Origin of the sequence: Rhizobium sp. CECT 9324 (genome assembly GCF_918741265.1) — a bacterium.
Lineage (GTDB): Bacteria > Pseudomonadota > Alphaproteobacteria > Rhizobiales > Rhizobiaceae > Allorhizobium.
In genome coordinates, this window is record NZ_CAKKMZ010000001.1 from 35,008 (window position 1) to 53,380 (window position 18,373).

Here is an 18,373-nt window from a genome sequence, read left to right on the forward strand (position 1 = left end):
ACAGCGGCAGGGCTTGGACGGCAAGGGCTAAAACGCTACTTGTCGAGCGTATGGCGGCCGAAATCCGGCACGTCGACATCCTGGCCGGCCTCGATGATCGAGCGGCGCACGGCGCGGGTACGGGTGAACAGCTCGATCAGCTTGTCGCCCTCGCCCCAGCGGATTGCCCGCTGCAGATAGGCAAGATCCTCGGAAAAGCGCGCCAGCATTTCGAGGATCGCATCCTTGTTGTGCAGGCACACATCGCGCCACATGGTCGGATCGGAGGCGGCAAGACGGGTGAAATCGCGGAAACCCGAGGCCGAATACTTGATCACTTCGGATTCGGTCACCGCTTCCAGATCATCCGCCGTGCCGACGATGTTGTAGGCGATGATATGCGGCAGGTGCGAGACGATCGCCAGCACCTTGTCATGATGGTGCGGATCCATCTCGTCAACCCGCGACCCGAGCGCCTGCCAGAAGCCGCCAAGGCGTGCCAGTGCATCAGCATCGGTATCCGGCAGCGGCGTGAAAATGCACCAGCGGCCCTTGAACAGGCCGGCAAAACCGGCATCCGGGCCTGACTTTTCCGTACCCGCCAGCGGATGGCCGGGAATGAAATGCACGCCTTCGGGCATATGCGGCGCCATCTGCGCGATCACCGAAGCCTTGGTCGAGCCGACATCGGTGACGATGGCGCCAGGCTTCAGGCTGGACGCGATCTGTATGGCCACCGCTTCCGATGCGCCGACCGGGACCGAAACGATGACCAAGTCTGCATCCCGGACCGCCTCTGACGCCGATGTCGTATACGATGTTCCGAGATCGAGCTCTTCCGCCCGCTTCAGGGTTTCGGCACTGCGCGTCGAGATCACCACCTCCCGCGCCAGCCCCAGTTTCTGGATGTCGCGTGCGATCGACGAACCGATGAGGCCGATACCGATCAGGGCAATGCGATTAAACAGGATTTCAGACATCACGTGCGTTCCATGAATTCTGTGAGGGCGGCAACTACGCCGGTATTGGCCTCTTCGCTACCGATCGTCATGCGAAGTGCATTGGCAAAGCCATAGGCGCGCACCGCACGCAGGATGAAGCCACGGCTGGTCAGGAAGTCATCCGCATCGGTGGCGCGTTTGCCATCAATATCCGGAAAATGGATCAGGACAAAATTGGCAACCGACGGTGTAACCGTCAGGCCAAGGTTGGTCAGCGCCTCCGACACCCGGGCCAGCCAGTTGAGATTATGCGCGACCGACCTTGCGGTGAAGGCCTGGTCACGGATCGCCGCGGCACCGGCGGCGATCGCTGGCGTGTTGATGTTGAACGGGCCGCGCACCCGGTCGAGCGCATCGATGATCTCGGCCGGCGCATAGGTCCAGCCGATACGAAGCGCCGCAAGCCCGTAGACCTTGGAGAAGGTGCGCGTCATCACGACATTTCGGTTGCTGGACACAAGTTCGATGCCGGCCTCGTAATCGTTGCGACGGACGTATTCGGCATAGGCGGCGTCGAGAACCAGGATGACATGCGGCGGCAGGGCGGCATGCAGACGGCGCACCTCGCTGAGCGGCACATAAGTCCCGGTCGGGTTGCCGGGATTGGCGAGAAAGACAATCTTCGTCTTGTCGGTGACCGCTGCAAGGATCGCATCGACATCAACCCGGCATTCGCTCTCCTTGACCGTGACCGGCGTGGCGCCTGCTGCCATGATCTGGATCTTGTAGACGAGGAAACCGTGTTCGGTGACGATGCCCTCGTCGCTGGGGCCGAGATAGACGTGGCAGAGCAGGCCGAGCAGCTCGTCCGAACCATTGCCGCAGAGGATATTGGCCGTGTTCAGCCCATGCACATCGGCAATCGCCGCGCGCAAGGCATTGGCCTGGCCATCCGGGTATTTTTCCAGCTGAACGGCCGCCGACGCAAAGGCCTCGATCGCCTTCGGGCTCGGCCCGAACGGTGTTTCGTTCGACGACAGCTTGAAGACGCGGGCGACACCCGGCGCATGTTCCTTGCCGGGCACATAGGCGGCGATATCGAGGATGCCCGGCCGTGGCATCGGCTTTGTCATGGCGACACGCATGCGACTGTCTCTCTGTCGTGAAACGGTGCGGCAACGGCACCCCTGGATAAGCTCATGGCATAAAATGGATAAAGGCTTTTGTCGAGGCTCGCCCGCGCCATCAAGGGTGGTCAGCGGCGGCTCTGGTGGTCGGCACGCCATGCGGCGCAAGCACCGGCGCAAAGACCCGTCGCGACGCGCGCGACGCCACCGGCAGCCCCTGATACAGCCGTTTCTGTGCCTCGACGACGATCACCCCGGAAAATGCCGGCCACAACATGCCGCCGAGCTTTTCGAAGCCGCGGCGCAGGCGCAGCACCGCACGGATCTTTGACGGCGGGAAAAACAGCGCTTCGGCGCTGGCACCGGGGGTGAAATTGGTCTCGCGCAACAAGGCCGTCAGCTGCCCGCGCGAATAGGGCCGGCCGGATCCGAACGGCGTATGCTCCATGCGCGCCCAGACACCGCGGCGATTGGGCACCACGATGACCAGCCGACCGCCGGGCGCCAGAACCCGCCAGATTTCCTTCAGTGTCTCGCGCGGGTTTTCGGCAAATTCCAGCGAATGCACCATCAATACGCGGTCAACGGAGGAATCCGGCAGCGGCAGTTCTTCCTCGAAGACCAGTGCCGTGGCCGAGGGTTCGCCAACCGGCCAGTTCACCGCCCCCTGCCCTGCCGGCATGAAGGCGAAGGTACGCTCGGTGTCGGCGCGGAAGCGATCGAGAAACGGCGTGCAATAGCCGAGCCCCACCAGCCGCTCCTGCGGCAGCCGGGCCCAGAGCGAAGAAAGCGCCAGAGCAATCGACTGTTCAGCCACGCGCCCGAGCATGGTGTAGTAGAATTGGCGAAGGTCAACGATATCGACATGCATGACACCATTGTTAGCAGCCAGCGATTGGACTTCAAGAGTTTACCAGCTACATTCGCGCCAACAACGTGGGAACGGATGGCTGGACAATGAAATCCCTTGAAATCGATGTGTTTCTCTGCCGCAGCGACAATTTCGGCGTGCTGCTGCATTGCCCGGATTCAGGCCTCACGGCTTGCATCGACGCGCCCGAACTCGAACCGATCCTGGCAGCCGCCAAGCGCCGCGATTGGACGATCACCCATATTTTCACGACGCACCATCACGGCGACCATGTGGAAGCCAATCTGGCCCTGAAGGAGCGGTTCAATTGCGAGATCATCGGCCCGCTAAACGAGGCCGTGGCCATCCCCGGCATTGACCGGACCGTCGGTGACGGCGACGAGTTCACCTTCGGCAAACATCTGGTCCGCGTGATCGAGACCCCTGGCCATACGGCGGGCCATGTCTGCTATCACCTGCCGGAAGACAAGCTGCTGTTTTCTGCCGACACGCTGTTTGCGCTCGGATGCGGCCGCCTGTTCGAGCGCTCGGCGATAGACATGTGGCATTCGCTGCAGAAGCTGGCCGAATTGCCCGACGAAACGATCGTCTATTTCGGCCATGAATATACCCTGTCGAACGCACGGTTTGCTCTGACCATCGATCCCGACAACAGCCGCCTGAAATCGCGCGCCCAGGATATCGAGATCATGCGGGCGCGCGGCGATTTCACCGTACCGACGACGATTGCGTTGGAGAAGGAAACCAACCCCTTCCTGCGCGCCAACGAACCGGACATCCGCCGGACGCTGGGCATGCCGACCGAAAGCAATGAGGATGTCTTTGCCGAGATCCGCAAGCGCAAGGACAATTTCTGATGACGGCAGCCGATATCATCGAAACCCTCGGCATGGAGCGCCATCCCGAGGGCGGCTGGTATGTGCAAACCTTCAAGGATGCCAACGGCGGCACCCGCGGCCATTCCACCGCGATCTACTACCTGCTTGAAGCCGGCGAGCGCTCGCATTGGCACAGGGTCAGGGATGCCGCCGAGGTCTGGCATTATTATGCCGGCGCGCCGCTGGCGCTCAGCAGGTCGAGCGACGGACAGACGGTCGAAACGGTCATTCTCGGCACCGATCTCCTCGAGGGCGAACGGCCGCAGGCGATCATTGCCGCCAATGAATGGCAGGCGGCCGAAAGCCTCGGCGCTTATACGCTGATCGGCTGCACCGTGGCACCCGGTTTCGACTTTTCCGCCTTCGAGATGGCGCCACCCGGCTGGGCGCCGGGTAAGGGCGACTAAACGATCAGGCAGCCGACAGCGTGACGGTCAGGATCAGTTGCGCCGCATAATAGGTCGCCCAGACGGCATAGGCGGCCGGGCTATCGAACCGGTGATCCGGCCCCCAGCGAAACCGGCGCAGCGCAAGCACGGTGTCCGACACGATGAAAGTGGCCGTGCCCACGACTACCCAGGGATTGGCGATCCTGAGCGCCGTCCAGCCCACCAAAAGAAAAACCGCCACATAGGCGAGGATTGCCGGCAAAAGCCGACCGGCCTCACGCCGGATCAGACCGACGACGATCAGGGTATGGAAAAGCAGCAGCAGGCCCGCAACCGGGCGCCAACCTTCGGCAAACACGAGACCGGGTATACCGAGCGGCGCCATGACGGCGGCATAGACGAGATGCGACAGGAGAAAGGCGACGAGCCCGCCGACAAAGGCGCGGGCACCGTCAAAGGCGAGGAAGGCATCACCGACAGCACCGAGCAGCAGGGCGATAATCAGCAGAACGGGCGCACCGACAAGCAGGCCATAGGCAGCGAGCAGCAGGATCGGCAGTGTTTTCCACACCGCCCGCCACGTGGTCTTCGGTCGCGGCAGAACCCAGAAATAGCCGAGGCCCAGCGCGACCGAGAGCATCAGAACACCGGTCGCTGGCGTGGCCATGCTGTCTCCGTCTAGGACTGAACCTTGCTTCGTTTGAACACCATATCGCGCGCCGCCAGCATCGCGCCACCGGTGATCAGCACGCAGGCCAGGCCAATTCTGACGCTAACCTCGCCAAAGCCAAAAAAGATCAGGATCAGCGTCGAGAGAAGCGGCGCGGCATAGCTCGAGGCGCCGAGGATCTGGATATCACCGTTCTTGACGCCGTAGTCCCAGACATAGAAGGCGGCACCGACCGGCAACAGACCGAGGCCAACGACCGCTGCCCATTGCATCCAGTCGACCGGCCAGACGGTGGTCTCCAGCCCGAGATGGCAGGCGAGCGACAGTAGCGAGGTGGCGAGGCAGAAACCGGTGACGACATCGGTGGACACCGCCTCGAAACGCCGGCTGAGCAGCGAATAGCCGGCCCAGGTAAAAGCGCAGAGGAAGGCGGCGAAGTAACCCAGCGTATAGGCCGGATCGAAGGCGACGCCATTCTTGGCGACGATCAGGATTGTGCCGGCAAGGCCGGCCAGCGCGCCGACGATGTGATGCCAGCCGAGCCGTTCGCCCGGCAAAAGCGCCGAGCCGACGACGATCAGCAGCGGCCACAGATACGCGATCAGACCGGCCTCGACCGCCGGTGCATTCCGAAGGGCTGTGAAATAGAGAAAATGATAGCCGAACAGCCCGCCGACGCCGATCAGCCAGACCTTTGCCGGCTGGCGCAGCGCCTTCAGCCGTTCAGGCCTTGCCGCAAAGATCAGAAGTCCCGGCAGGCTGCCGATGGCAAAGGTGATCGCCGACAGCTGGAACGGCGGCATCGTGCCGGAGGCGGCCGTCATCAGCGCCAGGAAGGACCACATCAAGATTGCGGTAAAGCCGATCAGCGTCGCCTTGGTCTTCATTCATCCCCCATGCCGGCCCATGCAGCCCGCAGGCTGGGATGAAAACCCGCGTCTGCTAGCCGTCGAATTTCTGCGCTGAAACGTAAATCGTCCCATAGCGTGTCGGCACGCGCGCATAGACCGGAGCATATAGCTTGAGGGTTGCGGTCTTGGCAAACCAGATCTCCATGCCCTCGACCGAGCGCAGGTATTCGATATCCTTGCGGCCTTTGCGATAGCCGGATTTCGGCACATACTTGACCCCGCAGACCACCGCCTCACCCTTCAGCTTGCCGGCGGAGTAACCTTCGGTCCGCTTCGGCGACAGGACCAGATCCATCCGGCTCTCGCCGTCATAGACCGGCAGCGTCTGCGAACAGACATCGGCGTCTCCGGGAATGAGAAAGGCACCGATCGGATCGAGTACGGCTTTCAGATCGCCGTCGGCAATCGGAACCCAGGTGTCCGGCCGAGGCTTCGGCTTCGGTTCAACCAAGGTTTCCACCACGCTGCCGCCGCGATACTTCACGTCATAGGTGCTGGTCTTGCGACCATCCTTGTATTCAAGCTGGTAGCGCTCGGGCTGGAAACGCTGGCCATCGACCTGGCCCGAAACGCTGCTTGTGGCCGAGATTTCCTTAACGAGGTCGACAATGCCAGAGGAGCGGAAACGTCCGCCGATCGTGTAGCGTCCATCATTGACAGCCGTCTCGAAAGACAGCCGCGCGATCGGCAGGACACCGAGGGAAACGCTGTATTCTGTATTGTAGCGCACCTCCGCGGCATCGGCAGCGCCGAGGGAGGACAGGACTAGACCGATAACCAGACTGGCTGTACGCAATGAACGACCCTCAGCGAATGGGGCCGAAAATCCGGCATCCCGATTTCGGCATCTTACCGTGGACTATGGCGATAAAATAACGCAATGACGGTTGCGCGCCCGGAAAATCCAAGGTTTGGCTTGACGCGCGGGTTCAGCCTGACTATAGAACCGCAACTTTCCAATCAAGCGCTGTTGGATTGCCTGCCCGGCATTTGGCCGGAAGCGATGCGATAGCCTAGAAAAAAATAGGTGTACCATGTCCCGCAGTTGCGAATTGACCGGCAAGGGCGTCCAGTCGGGCAACAATGTTAGCCACGCGAACAACAAGACCAAGCGCAAGTTCCTGCCGAACCTGTGCGATGTCACGTTGATTTCGGATGCTCTCAACCAGCGTTACCGTCTGCGCGTTTCGGCTGCAGCACTGCGCACGGTCGAGCATCGCGGTGGTCTCGATGCATTCCTGATCAAGGCTTCTGAAACCGACCTGAGCATGCGCGCTCGTCTGCTGCGTCGCCAGATCGTCAAGAAGACCGCCGAAGCCGCTTAATTTCAAGCGCTGACGCAGGCTTAAAAGGCTTGGCCGGACATCCGGACAAGCCTTTTCGTTTGAGATGAATCCGGCGGATGCCATCGGCTTCATCGACGACCAGAAAAATTATTGTCCCTCCAACTGGTGGCATCACCCAGGATAAAAAAATGCTGAAGACGCGCTATTTCGTTCTCTACAGCCTGCTCATGACGGCAATCGTCGTCGCCTCCAACTTCCTCGTGCAGTTCCCTCTGGGCGGCACGCTGGCAGGCATCAATCTCGCCGACCTTCTGACGTTTGGCGCATTCACCTATCCGATCTCCTTCCTGATCACCGACCTGACCAACCGTCAGTTTGGCCCGGGCACCGCGCGGAAGGTCGTGTTTGTCGGCTTTATCGTCGGCGTCGCCCTGTCGATCGCACTCGCTAGCCCGCGGATCGCGATTGCCTCCGGCTCCGCCTTCCTCGTCGGCCAGCTTCTCGACATCTCGGTGTTCAACCGCCTGCGTCAGCTGTCCTGGTGGAAGGCCCCGCTGATGGGTTCGCTGGTCGGCTCGGTTCTCGACACGGTGATCTTCTTCTCCCTGTCCTTCGCGCCGATCTTCAGCTTCATCGGCCCGAATGACGATTTTGCCATCGCCTCGGCACCGATCTTCGGCGTGCTCGCCACGGAAGCCCCGCGCTGGATCTCCTGGGCACTCGGCGACTTCGCCGTGAAGATGCTGGTCGGCATCGTCATGCTGCTGCCCTACGGTGCGCTGATGAGCGTTGTCAGGCCGATGCCGTCACGCACGACCGCCTGATCCGGCAATAACCGGATCAAGACCGCCTGGACCCCGCTCAGGGCTCCAGGCGGAACTCCAGCATCACCGTGCGCTGCAGGATCGAATGATTGTCGTCCGAGACGGCGATCAGGTGCGTGGAACCATCATCCGCCACGACGGCGTCGATCCCCTCCATATTGTCGATCTCGGATGCGTTGTCGGCCTCGAAGATGACCTGGCCATCGACGATCGCGCCGGGCCGGATAGAGGCGCCATCGATGCGGCGCAGCCGCATGGCAACCCCGCTGGCAATCGAGAAGCGCCGCTCCAGCAGCACAAGCTCGCCGGACGGCAGGAAGACACCATCGGTGATCTCGAAGCCGTCATGCGGGCGCACACGAAATTCTCCGGCAAGCGGTCCATCAAGGATGCCGGCAAAGTTGTTGCCGTCTTCATCGACGCTCTTTTCCGAGATCGCCACAACCGCACCCGCGAGCGGGCCATCGGCCGGCGAGACCACCAGCGCCTCTATGCCGCCATTGCCGCGCAGGCGCGAGACCGCAAAGGGCAGCGGCAAAGCCGGTGACGGGCGCGCCGTCGCCAATGAGGCAAGCGGGGTATAGGCAACGACCCGATGGCGCTGCTCGAAGCCGACCAGAGCCGCACCATCGACAATCGCAAGGCTCTCGGCATCGACCTGGTATTTGCTGGCGCTCTCGCGGCCATCCCGATCGAGCATGGCGGCAAGCCTGGCATCGCTGACGCCCGACAGCATGCCGTCGGGGCCACGCTCTATCCGGCCCTCGACCCAGTATCCAGTGTCGAACACGCCGACAAAGCGGGCATCGTCCAGAAAACGAATGGAGGAAAAGGCGCCGAACAGCGGCTCATCGGACGAAAGCTCCAGCCCGCCGATAAACTGGACCCCCTCGGCAAGGCGCGGCGATCCGCCCAATGTGGCGATGACGCGGGACTCGATGCTGATCGGCAGCGCCTCGCCCGGCTTCAGCGCCGATGGCGTGCAGGAGGCCAAAAGCAGCGCCAAGGAAAGTGCGCCAAGACCGACGGAAGTGGAGCGCGCCGGAGGAGGCCTAGGCACGACGGCGGCGTCCGCCACCCGAGCCAGAGGCATTGTCTTCGAACAGCGAGGCCAACTGCTCGGTCATCGCACCCGCCAATTCATCGGCATCGACGATGGTCACGGCGCGGCGATAGTAGCGTGTCACATCGTGGCCGATGCCGATCGCCAGCAGTTCGACCGGCGAGCGCGTCTCGATCTGCTCGATGACCGCACGCAGATGGCGCTCGAGATAGTTGCCCGGATTGACCGAAAGCGTCGAATCGTCGACCGGCGCGCCGTCGGAGATCATCATCATGATCTTGCGCTGTTCGCGCCGCGCCATCAGCCTGTTATGCGCCCACATCAGCGCCTCGCCGTCGATGTTTTCCTTGAGCAGGCCCTCGCGCATCATCAGGCCGAGATTGCGCCGTGCGCGGCGCCAGGGGGCGTCGGCCGACTTGTAGATGATATGGCGCAGGTCGTTGAGACGGCCGGGTGTCGGCGGCTTGCCGCTGGCCAGCCATTTCTCCCTGGACTGCCCGCCCTTCCACGCCTTGGTGGTGAAGCCGAGGATCTCGACCTTGACGCCGCAGCGCTCCAGCGTGCGGGCAAGGATGTCGGCGCAGGTGGCGGCAACCGTGATCGGACGGCCGCGCATCGAGCCGGAATTATCGATCACCAGCGTCACGACCGTATCGCGGAACTGGGTGTCCTTTTCCTTCTTGAAGGAAAGCGGCTGCATCGGATCGATGACCAGACGCACAAGGCGGGCCGGATCGAGATAACCCTCTTCCAGGTCGAATTCCCAGGAGCGGTTCTGCTGCGCCATCAGGCGGCGCTGCAGCCGGTTGGCAAGGCGACCGACAGCACCCTGCAGATGCGCCAGCTGCTTGTCGAGAAAAGCGCGCAGACGATCGAGCTCGGCTTCGTCGCACAGCTCTTCGGCAGTGATCTCCTCGTCGAATTCCTCGGTGAAGATCTTGTAGTCGACCTTCTCGTTGAAATCGTCAAACGGCGTCGATGGCCGGCGCATCTCGCCGGGCGTCTCGCTATCGTCCTCGCCCTCGTCGGCCATGTCGTCGTCGGAAATCTCCGCGCCGTCCATTTCGCCGTCGTCCATCTGCTCCTGAGAGGCTTCGCTCTCATCAGCCGGCGCAGATTCGGAACCCGCCTCTTCCTCGGTGCTTTCCTGGTCCTCGTCACCGCTGCGCGGCTGGTCCTCGTCGGTCGACTCGTCGTCCTCGCCCTGCTCCTGATCATCACCGACATCCTCGGCCATTTCCATGGCCGACAGCATATGGCGGATCACCCGGGCAAAATTCTGCTGGTCGTTGATCGCATTCGGCAGATTGTCGAGATCGGCGCCGGCCTTGTCCTCGATGAACGAGCGCCAGAGATCAAGCACCTTGCCGGCCGACTCCGGCGGCTTCTGGCCGGTGAGCTTTTCGCGCACCAGCATGGCAACGGCTTCCTGGATCGGCGCATCTTCCTGGCGGCTGATCGTGGAGAAATTGGCTTTCGCATATTTCTCGGTGTTCATCGACTGGATGTTGGAGGCAACGCCCGGCATGCGCAGCGAGCCGATCGCCTCGACGCGCGCCTGCTCGACGGCATCGAAGATCATCCGGGCGTCGGCACCCTGCGGCGCCATGCTCGCATGGATCTTCTGGTCGTGGCAGGCAATGCGCAACGCCATCGAATCGCCGAGACCACGGGTCACGGCGAGTTCATGGGCGGTCGGACGTTTCGACAGTTCCGGCAGGCGCACGCGCTCGCCGGCAAGGCCGGGTCGTTCATTGGCAAAGGCCACCTCGACCTGCGGATCGCCCGCAATCGAGCGGACGCAGCCGGTGATCGCACGGCGCAAAGGCTCCGTGTCCACGCCTGCGCCCGTCTTGGCCCTGCTGTTGTCGCCGCGCCCTGCCATGCTGATCCGTTCCCTTACGCGCCAAGCACGATGTTGGCTGCACTTTCCTTCAGCTCGACGCCGAAGGCGCGCTGATACTGTTCGGCGACCAGCGTCCGCTCCAGCTCGTCGCACTTGTTAAGGAAGGTGACGCGGAAGGCAAAGGCGACATCGCCGAAGATCTCGGCGTTTTCGGCCCAGGTGATGACGGTACGCGGGCTCATCACGGTCGACAGGTCGCCGTTGATGAAGGCGGCGCGGGTCAGATCGGCAAGCCGGACCATGCGCGAAACCGTGTCACGGCCCTCAGTCGTTGCACCGAAGCTCTTGACCTTGGCGGCGACGATTCCGACCTCGTTGTCGTGCGGCAGGTAGTTCAGCGTGGTGACGATCGACCAGCGGTCCATCTGCGCCTGGTTGATCTGCTGCGTGCCGTGATAGAGGCCGGTGGTATCGCCGAGGCCGACGGTATTGGCCGTGGCAAACAGGCGGAAGGCCGGGTGCGGGCGAATGACGCGGCTCTGGTCGAGCAGGGTCAGGCGGCCGGAACTTTCCAGCACGCGCTGGATGACGAACATCACGTCCGGGCGACCGGCATCGTATTCGTCGAAGACGAGCGCGACATTGTGCTGGTAGGCCCAGGGCAGGATGCCGTCCTTGAATTCGGTGATCTGCTTGCCGTCCTTCAGGACGATGGCGTCCTTGCCGACGAGATCGATACGGCTGACATGGCTGTCGAGGTTGACGCGCACGCAGGGCCAGTTGAGACGGGCGGCGACCTGCTCGATATGGGTCGACTTGCCCGTGCCGTGGAAGCCCGACACCATGACGCGGCGGTTATGGGCAAAACCGGCGAGGATGGCGAGCGTCGTGTCGCGATCGAACAGATAGTCCGGATCGAAATCCGGCACGTAAGGGTCGCCCTTGCTGTAGGCTGGGACGCGGATATCGCTGTCTATTCCAAAAACCTCGCGCACCGACACGGTCGTGTCGGGGAGATTGGAAATATCAAGATCAATTTTGCTCATCGTTTCTCCATGCCAGGCGCTGCCGACTGGCCGCATATCGTCGCTGCTGCTTCTCGGATTAACAGAAACCCGCCTGCTTTAACAATTGGTAGGCTTGAATAACAGCGCGAAAACGCTCTTCCGAACCCCTGTCTCCGCCATTTGCATCGGGATGGTGTTTTTTTACAAGCTCCTTGTAGCGGGTCTTGATCTCGGTCGCCGTCGAACTGGCCGAAAGGCCAAGCGTATCCAGCGCCTTGGCCTCCATCGTCTTGAGCTTGCGCAACTGCGGCTGAAAGCGCGAACCGCCGGGCTTGCCCTGCTGCACGAAGCCGAAAGGGTCCTTCATGCGCGCCTGTGACGCAGCCGAACCGGAGCGCGCCGTCGAATGCAGCGGGCTGGACTTGGCCGCCTTGTTGACACCCACGGTCCAGGTCGGCCGGTGTCCGGTGATTGCTTCCTTCTGGTAGCGCGCGATCTCTGTGTCCGACAGGCCGGAAAAATAGTTGTAGCCCTTGTTGTAGTCCTTCACGTGCTCGAAGCAGAACATGAAGAACTGGCCCTCGGCATGACGGCCCACGGGCGCGCGATGGGCACCCGGCTTTTCACAGCCGTCCCACTGGCAAACTGGATTGGATGGCTCCGGCTCCGCAGTGCGTCTGCGTCTGGTCCGGATCCGATCGAAATATTTCGAGTCGAGTTTCATGCGGTAATTATGGTGCCTAGACAGTGGCGCGACAAGAATTGACAAATCGGAATGTTGCGCGCTTTGTGGGGCTTTTGCCGCAAGCCAGACCACGCCAGCAGATCACAGGGAACATCACATGTCCGTGCGCAACCGCATCGAGGAAACACTGCGTCAGGGCTTTGCCCCGGAGCGGCTGGATGTGATCGATGAGAGCGCTCATCACGCCGGCCATCAGCCCGACATTACCGGCACCGGCGAAACCCATATGCGGGTGCGCATCGTGTCTGAAAAATTCAACGGCCTGAGCAGGCTTGCACGCCACCGCGCCGTGACCGAATTGCTGAAGCCGGAGCTGGATGCCGGCCTGCATGCGCTGGCGATCGAGCCGGCTGCACCGGGCGAACCGACGCGCTGGTAGAGCCGGCAGCCGTTCAGGCCTCGGTCTTGCCACACCGCTGTCTTGTCAAGCCTCTGTCTTGACGGGTTCGATCGGCCGAATGCGCAATTTGGTGATGCGGTTCTTTTCCCGTTTCATCACGATGAAGCGCTTGCCGTAAAAGGTGAAGGCCTGCCGTTCTTCGGGAATCGATTTTGATTCGTGGATGACAAGGCCGGCAATTGTCGTTGCCTCTTCGTCCGGCAGATCCCAGTCGAGGGCGCGATTGAGATCGCGGATAGGCACGGCGCCATCAACCACCATCGATCCGTCGGATTCCTGCCGAACGCCCTGGATTTCCAGGTCATGTTCGTCCGAAATGTCGCCGACGATCTCTTCGAGAATATCTTCCAGCGTCACGACGCCCTGGACTTCGCCATACTCGTCGACCACCACGGCAAAATGCGTCTTGCGCCGCAGGAAGGCGTTGAGCTGATCCTTGAGATTGGTCGTGTCCGGCACGAACCAGGGCTTCTGGGCAATCTTGACGATGTCGAGGTCCTTTGGCTCGACATTCGGCTCGGCCAGCGCCCGGATGAGGTCCTTGGCATGAATGACGCCGATGATGTTGTCTGTCGCACCGCGCCAGACCGGCATGCGGGTATAGGGGCTTTCGAGAATGTTGCGGATCGCATTTTCCGGCGTGTCATCCGCATTGACCGCGCGCATGGCCGTGCGGTGGATCATGATGTCGGAAACTTCCAGCTCGCCGAGGTCAAGAACGCCACCGAGGCGGTCGCGGTCGGCCTTGACCACGGCGCCGTCACGATGCAGCAGCGCCACCGCACCACGCAGCTCCTCGTGGCCGGACAACATCGAGGCCTCACCGGAGATTGATACGCCGAAAATGCCGAGCAGCTTGCGCACGATCCAGTTGACCACGCTCGACAACGGGCCGACCACGGCGACAAAGGGTCGCACTGCCGGCGCGACGAAAAGTGCGAACCGCTCGGGCGTCGAAATAGCCCAGCTCTTCGGCAAAACCTCGGAAAAGATGACAAGCAAAACCGTCATCAGAACGGTGGCAATCGCCACGCCGGAATCGCCGAAAAGACCGAGGAAGAGGCTGGTGGTGAGCGAGGAGGCGAGGATGTTGACCAGGTTGTTGCCGATCAAGAGCGCCCCGATCAGCCGGTCACGGCGCTCGATCAGCGAATTGACCAGGCCGGCGCGCACATCGCCATTGACCTCGAGGCTGTGCATGCGGGCACGCGACGTTGCCGTCAGCGCGGTTTCCGATCCGGAGAAAAAAGCCGACGCACAGATCAGCAGGAAAATGGCCACGAGCGTCAGCCAATAATCCGACAGGTTGGAAAGGATGGCCTCGGTCATGACGGGCGCATCTCGTCGATAAATCGTACGACCTCGGACGACGGCACGTCATCGGCGACGAAGGCTTCGCCAAGGCCGCGCGTCAGGATGAAGGTCAGCTTGCCGCCCTTCACCTTCTTGTCCTGCGCGATCGCATCCATCAGGACGTCCGTCGGCGGCAGTTCGCCGGGGATCTCGTCCATCCGGGTGGGCAGACCGACCGCGCGCAGATGCGCTTCGACGCGGCTTGCAAGATCCGGGCTGGCAAGGTTCATCCGGGCGGAAAATTGGTGCGCCAGCACCATGCCGATCGACACGCCTTCGCCATGCACCAGGCGTTTGCTGTCATAGTGCGTCGCCGCTTCGAGCGCGTGGCCGAAGGTATGGCCGAGATTGAGCAGCGCCCGGCGACCGTTTTCGCGTTCGTCGGCTACCACGACATCGGCCTTGGCCTGACAGCTCACGGCGATTGCCTCGATCCGGGCAGGCCCGCCGGCAAAGACGTCGCGCCAGTTCGTCTCCAGCCATTCGAAGAAATCCGGCTTGTCGATCAGGCCGTATTTCGCCACTTCCGCGTAACCGGCGCGGAATTCGCGCTCCGACAGCGTATTGAGCACATCGGTATCGGCCAGAACCAGATCCGGCTGGTTGAAGATGCCGATCAGGTTCTTGCCCTGTCTTGCATTGATGCCGGTCTTGCCACCGACGGAACTGTCGACCTGCGACAGAAGCGAGGTCGGGATCTGCACGAAGCGCACGCCGCGGCGCACGATGCCGGCGGCAAAGCCGGTCAGATCGCCGATCACCCCGCCGCCGAGCGCAATCACCGCATCATTGCGCTCGATGCGCGCCTCGAGCAGCACGTCGCAGACCTGGGTCAGGCTGGAAAAACTCTTGGTCTTTTCGCCGGCGGGCAAGGTCACCGAAACCGCCTCGATGCCGTCCGTCTGCAAGCTGTCCATCAGGCCGTCGAGATATTGGGCGCCGACATTCTCGTCCGTGACGATGGCCGCCCGTCTGCCCTTGATCCGGCTGGAAATCTCGCCGCCGGCACGTGCAAGCAGGCCGGGCCCGATCAGGATATCATAGGCGCGCTCGCCAAGCGGCACATGCACCAAACGTTCCGAATTCTCCACCTTGCTCATGCTGTGTCACCTTTGCCGCTGTGTTCTGCACCAGTCTTTTCGATGCCACTCTGTTCGAGGATCGCCATCAGCACTTCGTTGGCAATCACTTCCTTGCGCACATCTCGTGACTGGATCGTCAGATCCGCCAGTTCGTAGATCGGATAGCGCTTGTCCATCAGATCCTTGAGGGTCTGCTTGGGGTTTTCCGTCTTCAGCAACGGCCGATGGTCGCGTTTGTTGACACGCTCCCAAAGGACATCGAGATCGGCCTTCAGCCACAGCGAGATACCGCCACGCTCGATCTGCTTGCGCGTCTTCTCGTTGATGAAGGCTCCTCCGCCGGTCGACACCACGCGCGGCCCCGAGCGCAGCAAGCGCTTGATCACCCGCGTTTCCAATGCCCGAAACTCATCCTCGCCATAGGCGGCGAACAATTCGCTGATCGACATGCGCGACACGCGTTCGATTTCGACATCGGTATCGACGAACGGCAAGCCAAGCTGGTTGGCGACCATCCGGCCGACCGCCGACTTGCCGGCACCCATCAGGCCGACGAAAACCAGGTTGCGTCTACCGAGCGCTGCCCTGGCGCGCGCGCCCAGACTGGAGGCAAGATTGAGGATCGTATCGGTCATCGGCCCGTTCGCAACTGTTTCATCACGGTATTGACAAATGCGGGGCAAGCGTCAAGCCGTTGACGCAAATCGACACAAGGATCACAGCACCCTTGCAAGTCACAATGCCTATTCCCTATGTTCAGCGCTTCGAAGGCCAAGGACCCTACATGCCGACATTGTTTCGCTTTCTCTTCATCTGCGCAACGATCGCCGGCATCATCTATGCCATCATGTGGTCGCTCACGGTGTTCGTCGAGCCCAGGGAACGGGATGTAACGATCAAGATCTCGTCCGAACGCGTGAACCCGGTCGAACAGTAACGCTAGACAACAGCAAGGACACCCAATTCTGTGGCGGATCTGAGCCAGGCACGGGTCGAGGCTTTCCTCGAAATGATGAGCGCCGAACGCGGCGCGGCGGCCAATACACTCTCGTCCTATGAGCGCGACCTCGACGACCTGCAGTCCTTCCTGACAAGTCGCAAGGCAACACTCGGCAGCGCTGACCGCGCCGACCTGACTGCCTATCTGTCGGATCTCGCCAAACGCGGTTTTCAGGCAACATCGCAAGCCCGCAGGCTTTCGGCGATGCGCCAGTTCTACAAGTTTCTGTATGCCGAAGGCCTGAGAGCCGATGATCCGACGGCCATCCTCGATGCGCCGAAAAAGGCGCGCCCGCTGCCGAAAACACTGACGGTGGAGGATGTCGGCACCATGCTGGCGCTGGCCGAACAGGAAGCGGCTCAGCCCGGCACGGACCAAGCTGCACGGCTCAGGCTGCTGGTGCTTCTGGAACTGCTCTATGCGACCGGCATGCGCGTCAGCGAACTGGTGTCGCTGCCGGCCAAGGTGCTGGCGCAGGAGGGACGGTTTCTCGTCGTCAAGGGCAAGGGCAACAAGGAGCGCCTGGTGCCGCTGTCGCGCACAGCCATCGAGGCGCTGGCCCGCTACAGCGAAACGCGGGCGGCAACGCCCGGCCATGCCGACAGCCCCTTCCTTTTCCCATCCACCAGCAAGGAGGGCCATCTGCCCCGCCAGGTCTTTGCCCGCGACCTGAAGGATCTTGCCATTCGCTCGGGCCTGCCGGCGGCAAGTGTGTCGCCGCATGTGCTGCGCCATGCCTTTGCCAGCCATCTTCTCGGCAATGGTGCCGACCTGCGCGTCGTGCAGGAATTGCTCGGCCATAGCGACATTTCAACGACACAAATCTATACACATGTACTGGACGAGAGGCTGCAGCAACTGGTCCAAACGCATCACCCCCTTGCAAAACAGGCGAAAAACCACGATTAGGACCGGCAATACCGGTTCCTGTCAGCCGGAAGGCAAGGGACAAAACGATCGGAACGCACTCCATGCATAATTATCTCGACTTCGAAAAGCCAATCTCCGACCTCGAAGCCAAGATCCGCGAACTGAAGAAGATCGCGGAGGAGGACGAGAGCATCGACACTTCGGAAGAAATCAGCCGGCTCGAAGGCCGCGTCGAAGAGGCGATGGCCGACATCTATTCCAAGCTGAACGCCTGGCAGAAGACGCAGGTTGCACGTCACCCGTCCCGTCCGCATTTCGTCGATTATGCCGGCCTATTGCTCACCGACTTCACGCCGCTTGCCGGTGACCGCAAGTTTGCCGAGGACGCCGCCATCCAGGCTGGCCTCGCCCGCTTCCGCGGCCAGCCGGTTGCGGTGATCGGACAGGAAAAGGGCAACGACACGAAGTCGCGCCTCAAGCACAATTTCGGCAGCCCACGCCCCGAAGGCTACCGCAAGGCGATCAGGGTCCTTGAAATGGCCGATCGCTTCGGCCTGCCGGTGATTACCCTGATCGATACCGCAGGCGCCTATCCTGGCGTCGGCGCCGAGGAACGCGGCCAGGCGGAAGCCATCGCCCGTTCGACCGAAATGTGCCTCGGCCTCAAGGTGCCGATGGTATCGGTGGTCATCGGCGAAGGCGGCTCCGGTGGCGCGATCGCGATTGCCACCGGCAACCGGGTCTACATGCTCGAGCATGCGATCTACTCGGTCATCTCGCCGGAAGGGGCAGCCTCGATCCTCTGGCGCGATTCGACCCGCGCCAAGGAAGCGGCGACCAACATGAAGATCACGGCGGAAGACCTGAAGGGCTTCGGCATTATCGACGGCATCATCCAGGAACCGGTCGGCGGCGCTCACCGTGCGCCGGACGTGGTCATCAAGGCGACCGGCGATGTGATCGCAGCGGCACTGGCCGACCTGACGCCGCTGCCGGGCGAAAAACTGCGCAACGACCGTCGCCAGAAATTCCTCGATATCGGTCGCAATCTCTAGGGCGACGGCCGGATCCGGCCATCACTCTGCCGCTTTGCAACAGTATCGCAGCAAAATGCCCACGGGATGAATTGCT

21 protein-coding genes are annotated in these 18,373 nt (G+C 61.9%); 8 read left to right on the top strand and 13 right to left on the bottom strand.

All coding sequences use genetic code 11. The features are described 5' to 3' along the window. Positions 1-35: 35 nt before the first annotated feature. The 3 genes from LQ231_RS00200 to LQ231_RS00210 form a co-directional block, all read right to left on the bottom strand. Positions 36-959, bottom strand: a complete 924-nt coding sequence (locus LQ231_RS00200) for a prephenate/arogenate dehydrogenase family protein (RefSeq protein WP_230169836.1) — start codon at positions 957-959, stop codon at positions 36-38. Then, on the bottom strand, positions 959-2,065 hold the full coding sequence (hisC, locus tag LQ231_RS00205) for a histidinol-phosphate transaminase (RefSeq protein ID WP_230169837.1): 1,107 nt from the start codon (positions 2,063-2,065) through the stop codon (positions 959-961). The genes LQ231_RS00200 and hisC overlap by 1 nt, the downstream gene beginning before the upstream one ends. 100 nt (positions 2,066-2,165) lie before the next feature. Then, a complete protein-coding gene (locus LQ231_RS00210; RefSeq protein ID WP_113142589.1) occupies positions 2,166-2,918 on the bottom strand; it encodes a class I SAM-dependent methyltransferase in 753 nt (250 codons plus the stop codon). An 86-nt stretch (positions 2,919-3,004) separates the two neighbouring features. Between LQ231_RS00210 and gloB the strand changes: the two genes are divergently transcribed. Beyond that, the gene (gloB, locus tag LQ231_RS00215; RefSeq protein ID WP_230169838.1) at positions 3,005-3,775 is read left to right on the top strand and encodes a hydroxyacylglutathione hydrolase; all 771 of its coding nucleotides are present in this window, start codon (positions 3,005-3,007) and stop codon (positions 3,773-3,775) included. Then, a complete protein-coding gene (locus LQ231_RS00220; RefSeq protein ID WP_230169839.1) occupies positions 3,775-4,203 on the top strand; it encodes a cupin domain-containing protein in 429 nt (142 codons plus the stop codon). Before gloB ends, LQ231_RS00220 begins: the two co-directional genes overlap by 1 nt. A 4-nt stretch (positions 4,204-4,207) precedes the next feature. On the opposite strand, the gene LQ231_RS00225 is transcribed toward LQ231_RS00220, so the two are convergent. From LQ231_RS00225 to LQ231_RS00235, 3 genes are read right to left on the bottom strand one after another with little or no spacing between them, the layout of a single operon-like run. Next, positions 4,208-4,852: a lysoplasmalogenase gene (locus LQ231_RS00225; protein WP_230169840.1), complete on the bottom strand. Its 645-nt coding sequence runs from the start codon at positions 4,850-4,852 to the stop codon at positions 4,208-4,210. A gap of 11 nt (positions 4,853-4,863) precedes the next feature. Then, positions 4,864-5,742, bottom strand: coding sequence for an EamA family transporter (locus LQ231_RS00230; RefSeq protein WP_113142593.1), 879 nt, complete (start codon positions 5,740-5,742; stop codon positions 4,864-4,866). Between the two features lie 55 nt (positions 5,743-5,797). Beyond that, positions 5,798-6,562, bottom strand: coding sequence for a DUF3108 domain-containing protein (locus LQ231_RS00235; protein ID WP_230169841.1), 765 nt, complete (start codon positions 6,560-6,562; stop codon positions 5,798-5,800). 238 nt (positions 6,563-6,800) lie between these two features. Here LQ231_RS00235 and rpmB point away from each other — a divergent pair, with 238 nt between their 5' ends. Both rpmB and LQ231_RS00245 read left to right on the top strand, forming a co-directional pair. Next, positions 6,801-7,091 carry a 50S ribosomal protein L28 gene (gene rpmB / locus LQ231_RS00240; RefSeq protein ID WP_113142595.1) on the top strand — a complete coding sequence of 97 codons (291 nt, stop codon included), beginning with the start codon at positions 6,801-6,803 and terminating at the stop codon, positions 7,089-7,091. A gap of 149 nt (positions 7,092-7,240) precedes the next feature. Beyond that, the gene (locus LQ231_RS00245; RefSeq protein ID WP_230169842.1) at positions 7,241-7,876 is read left to right on the top strand and encodes a VUT family protein; all 636 of its coding nucleotides are present in this window, start codon (positions 7,241-7,243) and stop codon (positions 7,874-7,876) included. A 37-nt stretch (positions 7,877-7,913) separates the two neighbouring features. Here the strand turns inward: LQ231_RS00245 and LQ231_RS00250 are convergent, their stop codons facing one another. Genes LQ231_RS00250 through LQ231_RS00265 form a run of 4 tightly spaced genes read right to left on the bottom strand, consistent with a single transcriptional unit; the run spans position 7,914 to position 12,516 of the window. Continuing rightward, on the bottom strand, positions 7,914-8,882 hold the full coding sequence (locus LQ231_RS00250) for an esterase-like activity of phytase family protein (protein WP_230169843.1): 969 nt from the start codon (positions 8,880-8,882) through the stop codon (positions 7,914-7,916). Between the two features lie 46 nt (positions 8,883-8,928). After that, the gene (cobT, locus tag LQ231_RS00255; RefSeq protein ID WP_230169844.1) at positions 8,929-10,824 is read right to left on the bottom strand and encodes a cobaltochelatase subunit CobT; all 1,896 of its coding nucleotides are present in this window, start codon (positions 10,822-10,824) and stop codon (positions 8,929-8,931) included. 14 nt (positions 10,825-10,838) lie between these two features. Continuing rightward, positions 10,839-11,831 (bottom strand): cobaltochelatase subunit CobS, encoded by a 993-nt coding sequence (gene cobS / locus LQ231_RS00260; protein WP_230169845.1) that lies wholly within the window; start codon positions 11,829-11,831, stop codon positions 10,839-10,841. 58 nt (positions 11,832-11,889) lie between these two features. Continuing rightward, the gene (locus LQ231_RS00265) at positions 11,890-12,516 is read right to left on the bottom strand and encodes a J domain-containing protein (protein ID WP_230169846.1); all 627 of its coding nucleotides are present in this window, start codon (positions 12,514-12,516) and stop codon (positions 11,890-11,892) included. A 118-nt stretch (positions 12,517-12,634) separates the two neighbouring features. Here LQ231_RS00265 and LQ231_RS00270 point away from each other — a divergent pair, with 118 nt between their 5' ends. After that, positions 12,635-12,916, top strand: a complete 282-nt coding sequence (locus tag LQ231_RS00270; protein ID WP_113142601.1) for a BolA family transcriptional regulator — start codon at positions 12,635-12,637, stop codon at positions 12,914-12,916. Between the two features lie 45 nt (positions 12,917-12,961). On the opposite strand, the gene LQ231_RS00275 is transcribed toward LQ231_RS00270, so the two are convergent. Genes LQ231_RS00275 through LQ231_RS00285 form a run of 3 tightly spaced genes read right to left on the bottom strand, consistent with a single transcriptional unit; the run spans position 12,962 to position 16,007 of the window. Further along, positions 12,962-14,266 (bottom strand): HlyC/CorC family transporter, encoded by a 1,305-nt coding sequence (locus LQ231_RS00275; RefSeq protein WP_230169847.1) that lies wholly within the window; start codon positions 14,264-14,266, stop codon positions 12,962-12,964. Next, positions 14,263-15,390, bottom strand: coding sequence for a 3-dehydroquinate synthase (gene aroB, locus LQ231_RS00280; protein WP_230169848.1), 1,128 nt, complete (start codon positions 15,388-15,390; stop codon positions 14,263-14,265). Before aroB ends, LQ231_RS00275 begins: the two co-directional genes overlap by 4 nt. Further along, positions 15,387-16,007 carry a shikimate kinase gene (locus LQ231_RS00285; RefSeq protein ID WP_230169849.1) on the bottom strand — a complete coding sequence of 207 codons (621 nt, stop codon included), beginning with the start codon at positions 16,005-16,007 and terminating at the stop codon, positions 15,387-15,389. Before LQ231_RS00285 ends, aroB begins: the two co-directional genes overlap by 4 nt. A gap of 104 nt (positions 16,008-16,111) precedes the next feature. Here LQ231_RS00285 and LQ231_RS00290 point away from each other — a divergent pair, with 104 nt between their 5' ends. The 3 genes from LQ231_RS00290 to LQ231_RS00300 all read left to right on the top strand — a co-directional run bounded on the left by LQ231_RS00290 (position 16,112) and on the right by LQ231_RS00300 (position 18,297). Beyond that, the gene (locus LQ231_RS00290; protein WP_230173431.1) at positions 16,112-16,309 is read left to right on the top strand and encodes a hypothetical protein; all 198 of its coding nucleotides are present in this window, start codon (positions 16,112-16,114) and stop codon (positions 16,307-16,309) included. Between the two features lie 30 nt (positions 16,310-16,339). Beyond that, the gene (gene xerD / locus LQ231_RS00295) at positions 16,340-17,281 is read left to right on the top strand and encodes a site-specific tyrosine recombinase XerD (protein ID WP_113142606.1); all 942 of its coding nucleotides are present in this window, start codon (positions 16,340-16,342) and stop codon (positions 17,279-17,281) included. A gap of 62 nt (positions 17,282-17,343) precedes the next feature. Further along, the gene (locus tag LQ231_RS00300; RefSeq protein ID WP_230169850.1) at positions 17,344-18,297 is read left to right on the top strand and encodes an acetyl-CoA carboxylase carboxyltransferase subunit alpha; all 954 of its coding nucleotides are present in this window, start codon (positions 17,344-17,346) and stop codon (positions 18,295-18,297) included. The last annotated feature ends 76 nt before the right edge of the window (positions 18,298-18,373 follow it).